The sequence below is a fragment of the Phytobacter sp. V69 genome, assembly GCF_965644215.1.
Classification (GTDB): domain Bacteria; phylum Pseudomonadota; class Gammaproteobacteria; order Enterobacterales; family Enterobacteriaceae; genus Phytobacter.
Map to the genome: position 1 here is coordinate 1 of NZ_CBFFRL010000237.1, position 6,176 is coordinate 6,176.

Here is a 6,176-nt window from a genome sequence, read left to right on the forward strand (position 1 = left end):
CAGTAAACCCAAGTTAATCGTAGGGATAGATTGTTTAAGCACTACCATCCTGCATCTTGAAGTTACTTGGGTATAAACTTAATCCTGCGGCAATGGGAACATTATTTCTGATAACCCGTTTGATTGATGCGATCAGCGATCCGATTATTGGTTCTCTTTCTGATAGAACCCGTTCGCGGCACGGTCGTTATCGCCCCTGGTTATTATGGTTTGCCATTCGCTATGGTTTAAGCTGCGCTGCCGTATTTTTCTCACCGGAATTAAGCGAAACAGGTCGTACGGGGTATGCCTATGTCACTTATATTTTTCTGGTACTCAGTTTTAGCCTGGTAGTGGTGCCCTATGTCTCTTTATTGGGGGCCATTTCAACCGACAGCGAAGAGCGTATCCAAATTAATGCCATTCGCTTTCCACTGGCGAAAATATCCTATCTGATCTGTTCATTGCTGGTGCCGACATTAATTGCGCTTTTTGATAGTGAGATTGTGGGTTACCGGGTGGTGATGTGCGGCATTGGCTTACTCTCCACCCTGCTGGTTCTGCTGTGCTATTTCAACACCACAGAGCGGATCGTGCCGGATGCGGATCAGGCAATGAGCCTCTCCACGCAGGTGCGCTTTGTGCTCAAAAACGATCAGGCGATGATTGTCTTTGCCGCGCAACTGGTGGTGATGATCATGAATACGCTCAAGTTTGGCGCAGCGGCCTATTTCGTGAAATACGTGCTCAACATGCCGGGCTCGTTTTTAAGCCTGATGCTTACCGCCGGATCGATTGCCGGTATTATCGCCCCTTTGTTCACCGGGTATATGCTCAAAAAAGGACTGACACGGCGTATTCCTCTGCTGGTGGTGAGCCAAATTATCGGTGGGATCATCACCCTCATCATTGGCCTGACGCCTGCCAGCGCCGTCTATTTCCACGCCGTGTTGTTTGTTATCGCCACGCTGGCGGTCGAACTGGTCGCCGTGATTATCTGGGCGACGGTCGCCGATGTGGCTGATTATGGTTTTCATCGCTATGGTGTGCGCATTAACGGCATGATCGGTGGCGGTATGCTATTCGCCACCAAAGCCGGGATGGCCATCGGTGGCGCGATTATCGGTTATATCCTTGCCTGGTACGGATATAACCCGGACACCATGGCCAGCGCCTCAGAAAATCAACTTTCGGCCTTCACCTTACTTTATGCCTGGCTACCTGCGGTATGTATGTTTATCGCGGCGGCGTTATTCTCGCGCTACAAACTTGATGAGAAAACCTGCCAGAAATTTATTCAGGAAAGCCAGCCTTCACCATCGGGAGTTAATTATGAAAAAGCTGCGCATTAATGGCAGAAGCTTTTATAACGAAGCACATCACCCGTTTTTTTATACGGCCTGTACGGCCTGGGAGTTATTTCACAAATTAACCCTGGAAGAGGCCGGTCGTTATTTAATTAATCGGGCAGAAAAAGGATTTAACGTTGTGCAGGCCGTTGCCGTGTGCGAACTGGAAGGTTTACATACTCCGACGCTGGAAGGTGGCCATTTACCTTTTGCTGATTTGGCGACCCTGGAGCCGAATGACGCCTATTTCAGCCACGTGCGTAAAGTGACGGAGATGGCAAACCAGCTGGGGATTTATATCGCGCTGGTGCCGATGTGGGGCTCTCACTGGAGTGTCAATAACAGCTGGGGGAGCAATAAAACCCCGTTATTTAATAAAGAGAACGTCCACGCGTTTTGCCGCTATCTGAGTGACAAAATGGTCGGTACCGGTATTTTGTGGATGATCGGCGGTGACCGGGCGATTGCTACCGCGCAGCAGCGTGACGTTCTTGAAGAGATGGCGATGGGGCTGCGCGCTGGTGCCTGCGGCGACGCGCTGATTACCGTGCACAGCCAGGGCGGGCGTAGCACGCTCGATATGCTGGGCGACACTTTCCAGCAGGATTTTGTCGTCTGGCAAACCGGTCATATGGGGCAAGCTTACCCGTCCTGGCGGCCTATTGAGATGGACTACCAGCGTCTGGATAAACCGGTGCTGGATAGTGAACCCTGCTATGAAGCGCATCCGGTGATGTGCCAGCATCAGTTCCGTCGGGCGCAGGACGCCAGCCGTTTCACCGACCGGGAGATTCGCCGTACCAGCTACTGGTCGGTCGTTGCCGGTGGCGCAGGGATTACCTACGGTTGCTACAGTCTGTGGCAGATGCGTCGCCCGGAAGATGACGCACAGGCGATTCCGGAGAGCGCGGCCAGCACTTATCAGGGGGATACCATTCCGTACTGGTTTGACGTGCTTAACTATCCTGGCGCGTTTAACATCGGCACGCTGCGTCGTTTTATCGAGTCGTTACCGGAGTGGTGGCTGCGCGAGCCCGACCAGTCGCTATTGCTAAACCAGAATGCGACGGATGAAAAGCACTGTCGCGCCATGCGTGACGCGCATCGTCGCTGGATTGCGGTCTATATTCCTGAGCAGCAGAACGTAGTGGTGGATGTCCGTGATTTTGCCGGGAGCGGCTTTGACATCGGCTGGTTCGACCCCCGCTATGGCGTGATGAACTGGATCAGCAACGATATTTCAGAAACTTTCTTCCTGAGCATCGACCCACCGCAAACCGGGACCGACTGGGTGCTGGTGCTGCGTAAGAAAAGCTAACGGCGTTTCATGGTGTTATGATGTCCGCGCCGGGGAAACGATGCGCGCAGGGGCATAACACCATGGATTATAAAAAGCAGATCCTCAACATTTTGCACAGTGAAACCGAGTCGCGGGCAGAGATGACCCGTCGGCTTGGCGTCACGAAAGCCTATATTACCAAGCTTACCTCTCAGCTTCTGAGCGAGCGCGTGATTGAAGAGCGCGAAGTGAAAGATGTGGCGTTTGGCCGCCCTCAGCAGCTGCTGGCGGTAAAAAGCCACTGCTGGTTTAGCGTCAACATTATGCTGCGCAAAGGCAGCCTGCAAAGCACCCTCAATGATTACAACACCCAGGTTTCCACGCTGGCGAACCACAGTTGCACGTTGCCGGAAACCATGACGCCTGAACTGTTGACCACGGTGATTGTCGAGAGCATTAAAGCCCTGTGCGCCTCGGCGAATATTCTGTTGTCATGGGTGAAGGTGGTGAGCGTGGCGCTACAAGGGGGAATCGAGCACTACACCGGCATCGTGCGTTATTGCCCGCTGTTCCCGGACAATAACGTCAATATCAAAACCCTGATTCAGGATGCGGTCGGCATCACCACCCATATCTACAACATCGCTCACTGCACCAATTATCTACTGGCAAAACTCTCGCCGGGGCTTTCGTACGTGGCGTTTATTCCCGGTCTTGGCAGCCTGGGCTATGGCTACTGCACCCACGGTGAACCGGGGCTAGGGGAGAACGGGTTTTACCCGGAGATTGTTCATCTGCCTTATGCCGGAGGCATAGAGCAGGCGTTTAATGTCGATAGCGAAAACAAGGCTGCCACATTACAGACCACCGCGAACGCGCTCTATTTTGCTATCTGCTGTACCGCGCCTATCCATAACATCAAGCATGTCATCGTCACCGGTGAGCTGTTCGAAGATTATGGCGATGAGATTTTGCCGCTCGCGCAAGGCATGCTCAATGCCAGCGCCGACAGGCATATCAGCGAGATTCATATCCGGCACTATAAAACTGGCTATCACTATGGCGTGAAAGGGCTGGTGCAGCTCAGTTCAGACAGCATTACGGAACTGCTGGTATAAAAAAGGCCTGAGCATGTATGCTCAGGCCAACCGGTATTCCCGTCATTCTTCAGGGCTGGAACTACTTGTTTTCTATTACTGCTTTTTGCGCAACCACCGCCGCTTTTTGCTGCATACGGTTCTGCATCTGATCGATGATGACCGCAACGATAATCACAATACCTTTAATCACCATCTGCCAGAATTCGCTCACGCCCATCATCACCAGACCGTCGGCGAGGAAGCCGATAACGAAAGCACCGATCAGTGTCCCCAGTACGGTACCGCGCCCGCCCGCCAGCGATGTCCCGCCCAGCACCACCGCAGCAATGGCGTTCATTTCAAAGGCCGTACCGTTCGCCGGGTGGCTCGCCAGCAACTGCGCGGACACCACGATCCCGGCCAGTGCGGCACAGAACCCGGAGATGGTGTAGACCCAGATTTTGACCTGTTTAACCTTCACGCCGGACAGCTCGGCCGCACGTTCATTATCGCCGATGGCATAAACGTGGCGCCCAAAGGGCAGGCGACGTGCGACATAGGCAATCACCACCGCCAGCACAATCATCAGCCAGATAGCCCACGGAATGCCGAACAGGGTGCCCGCGCCAATTTCATCAAAGCCGGTATTGCCCAGTAACGGATTGCCGGAGAGCCCCGGGAAGGTCTGTCCGTCGGAGGTAAGCATGGCGGCACCACGCAGGATATACATCGTACCGAGCGTGCAGATAAAAGGTGCCACGTTATAGCGGGTAATTATCCAGCCATTCACCGCGCCGATTAAGCCGCCAATCAACAGTACCAGCGGCACAATCACCCACACGCTGGGGAAGATGGCGATGCCAAACATCGGCAGCACGATACCTTTGGTGATCATCCAGCCGGCGATCATCCCGCACAGGCCGAGCGTTGCGCCGATGGACAGGTCGATACCGGCGGTGATGATGACAAACGTAATCCCCAGCGCCAGGAAGGCGTTGATAGCGATATGTTTAATCATGATCACCAGGCTGCCCGTGGAGAGGAAACCGGGCACCGTGGCAGTAAAGAAGCCAACAATCAGGAACAACGCGATAAAGGTTCGCAGCTTTAACAGTAGAAGCAGAATGCTTTCGCGTGACAGCGATGCGCTTGCGCGCGGGGCCACTGCCACAGATTGTGTTGTTTTCATATCAGAACCCCTGAGCACTTGCCGTTACCAGCGCCGATTCTTCGGCCTGATCGCGCACGATATCGGCGGTCAGTTTACCGCCGGACATCACCAGAATGCGGTCAGATACCGCCATAATTTCTTTCAGATCGGAGGTGGAAAAGACCACTGCGATCCCCTGTTCGGAGAGCTGCACCATCATGCGGAAGACGTCGGCTTTCGCCCCCACGTCAATCCCGCGTGTCGGTTCATCCAAAAACAGGACTTTCGGGTTGGTTAAAAGCGAGCGACCAATCACCACTTTTTGCTGGTTACCGCCGCTCAGCGCCTGGATTTCAACGTCCGGCGTGGAGACCTTAATCGACAGATTGCCAATGGTGCTGGCCACCACCGCCTCCTCATCTTTTTGCGAGATGGTGATACCGCGCTGTAACCGCCGCCACAGGCTGGCGATGGTCAGGTTGGTCGCCACCGACGATATAGGGAAGATACCGGTACGTTTGCGGTCTTCCGGCACCAGGCTCATCCCCATGCGGATACGATCCGCCGTGGCCAGCCGCTGCGGCACGGGTTTGCTGTCGAGCCACAGTTTGCCCAGATAGTTGCGTTCGGTACCGAGCATGCATTCAAACAGTTCCGTGCGCCCCGCGCCCATCAGGCCGTAAATCCCGACAATTTCACCGCTGTGCACCTTAAAGGTCACATCGTCCACCACCGCATTGCCCGCGCTGTTCACGCAGGTGATGTGCTCTGCTTCCAGCACCGGTGTGCCAAAGGTGCGGCCCGGTTTGAGGAAGTTGCTTACCGGATCGCTGCCGAGCATTTCACGGACGATCCACGGCACGTCGATGTCGCGCACTTTCGCTTCGGCCTGGAACTTGCCGTCGCGCAGAATGGTGATGACATCGCCAATGGCCATTAACTCTTCCAGACGGTGCGAAATGTAGATAATCGACACCCCCTGGCGGGTCAGCTCGCGAATCACGCGGAAGAGGATTTCCACTTCCGTTTTACTCAGCGCCGACGTGGGTTCGTCGAGGATCAGAATGTCCGCGTTCTCAGCCAGCGCCTTGGCGATTTCCACTAACTGTTGCTGGCCCACTTTCAGGTTGCCCACCAGCTCTTTGGGTGAAATAGGCTGGTCGAGGCGTTTTAACAGCTCAGCGGTCCGTTTTTCCTGTTCAGCCTCGTTGATTGGCGTCAGCACTTTTTGCAGCTCGCGCCCCAGGAAAATGTTTTCGGCGACGTTAGATAGTGTCGTCACAAGATTTTAGCCCAGAGAGCGATGCATCTGATCTGGACGGCAGCGAGAAATGAGGCCG

The 6,176-nt window shown here is 54.4% G+C and carries 5 protein-coding genes; 3 read left to right on the plus strand and 2 right to left on the minus strand.

Translation table 11 applies throughout. From position 1 onward, the window contains the following. Window positions 1-56 precede the first annotated feature (56 nt). From ACSZPU_RS22300 to ACSZPU_RS22310, 3 genes are all read left to right on the plus strand, one after another. Window positions 57-1,331: an MFS transporter gene (locus ACSZPU_RS22300; protein ID WP_499003250.1), complete on the plus strand. Its 1,275-nt coding sequence runs from the start codon at window positions 57-59 to the stop codon at window positions 1,329-1,331. Next, entirely contained in the window at window positions 1,312-2,646 is a 1,335-nt protein-coding gene (locus ACSZPU_RS22305) for a glycoside hydrolase family 140 protein (protein ID WP_499003252.1), read from the plus strand. The genes ACSZPU_RS22300 and ACSZPU_RS22305 overlap by 20 nt, the downstream gene beginning before the upstream one ends. A 62-nt stretch (window positions 2,647-2,708) precedes the next feature. Further along, window positions 2,709-3,725 carry a NagC family transcriptional regulator gene (locus ACSZPU_RS22310; RefSeq protein ID WP_499003253.1) on the plus strand — a complete coding sequence of 339 codons (1,017 nt, stop codon included), beginning with the start codon at window positions 2,709-2,711 and terminating at the stop codon, window positions 3,723-3,725. 61 nt (window positions 3,726-3,786) lie between these two features. Here ACSZPU_RS22310 and ACSZPU_RS22315 read toward each other — a convergent pair whose 3' ends face one another. Beyond that, window positions 3,787-4,875, minus strand: coding sequence for an ABC transporter permease (locus ACSZPU_RS22315; protein ID WP_499003255.1), 1,089 nt, complete (start codon window positions 4,873-4,875; stop codon window positions 3,787-3,789). A 1-nt stretch (window position 4,876) separates the two neighbouring features. Beyond that, entirely contained in the window at window positions 4,877-6,118 is a 1,242-nt protein-coding gene (locus ACSZPU_RS22320; RefSeq protein ID WP_499003257.1) for a sugar ABC transporter ATP-binding protein, read from the minus strand. Window positions 6,119-6,176: the final 58 nt, after the last annotated feature.

Coding starts and splice junctions, on each gene's coding strand:
- ACSZPU_RS22305 (WP_499003252.1), top strand. CDS start 1,312: ATGAAAAAGCTGCGCATTAATGGCAGAAGCTTTTATAACGAAGCACAT.
- ACSZPU_RS22310 (WP_499003253.1), top strand. CDS start 2,709: ATGGATTATAAAAAGCAGATCCTCAACATTTTGCACAGTGAAACCGAG.
- ACSZPU_RS22315 (WP_499003255.1), bottom strand. CDS start 4,875: ATGAAAACAACACAATCTGTGGCAGTGGCCCCGCGCGCAAGCGCATCG.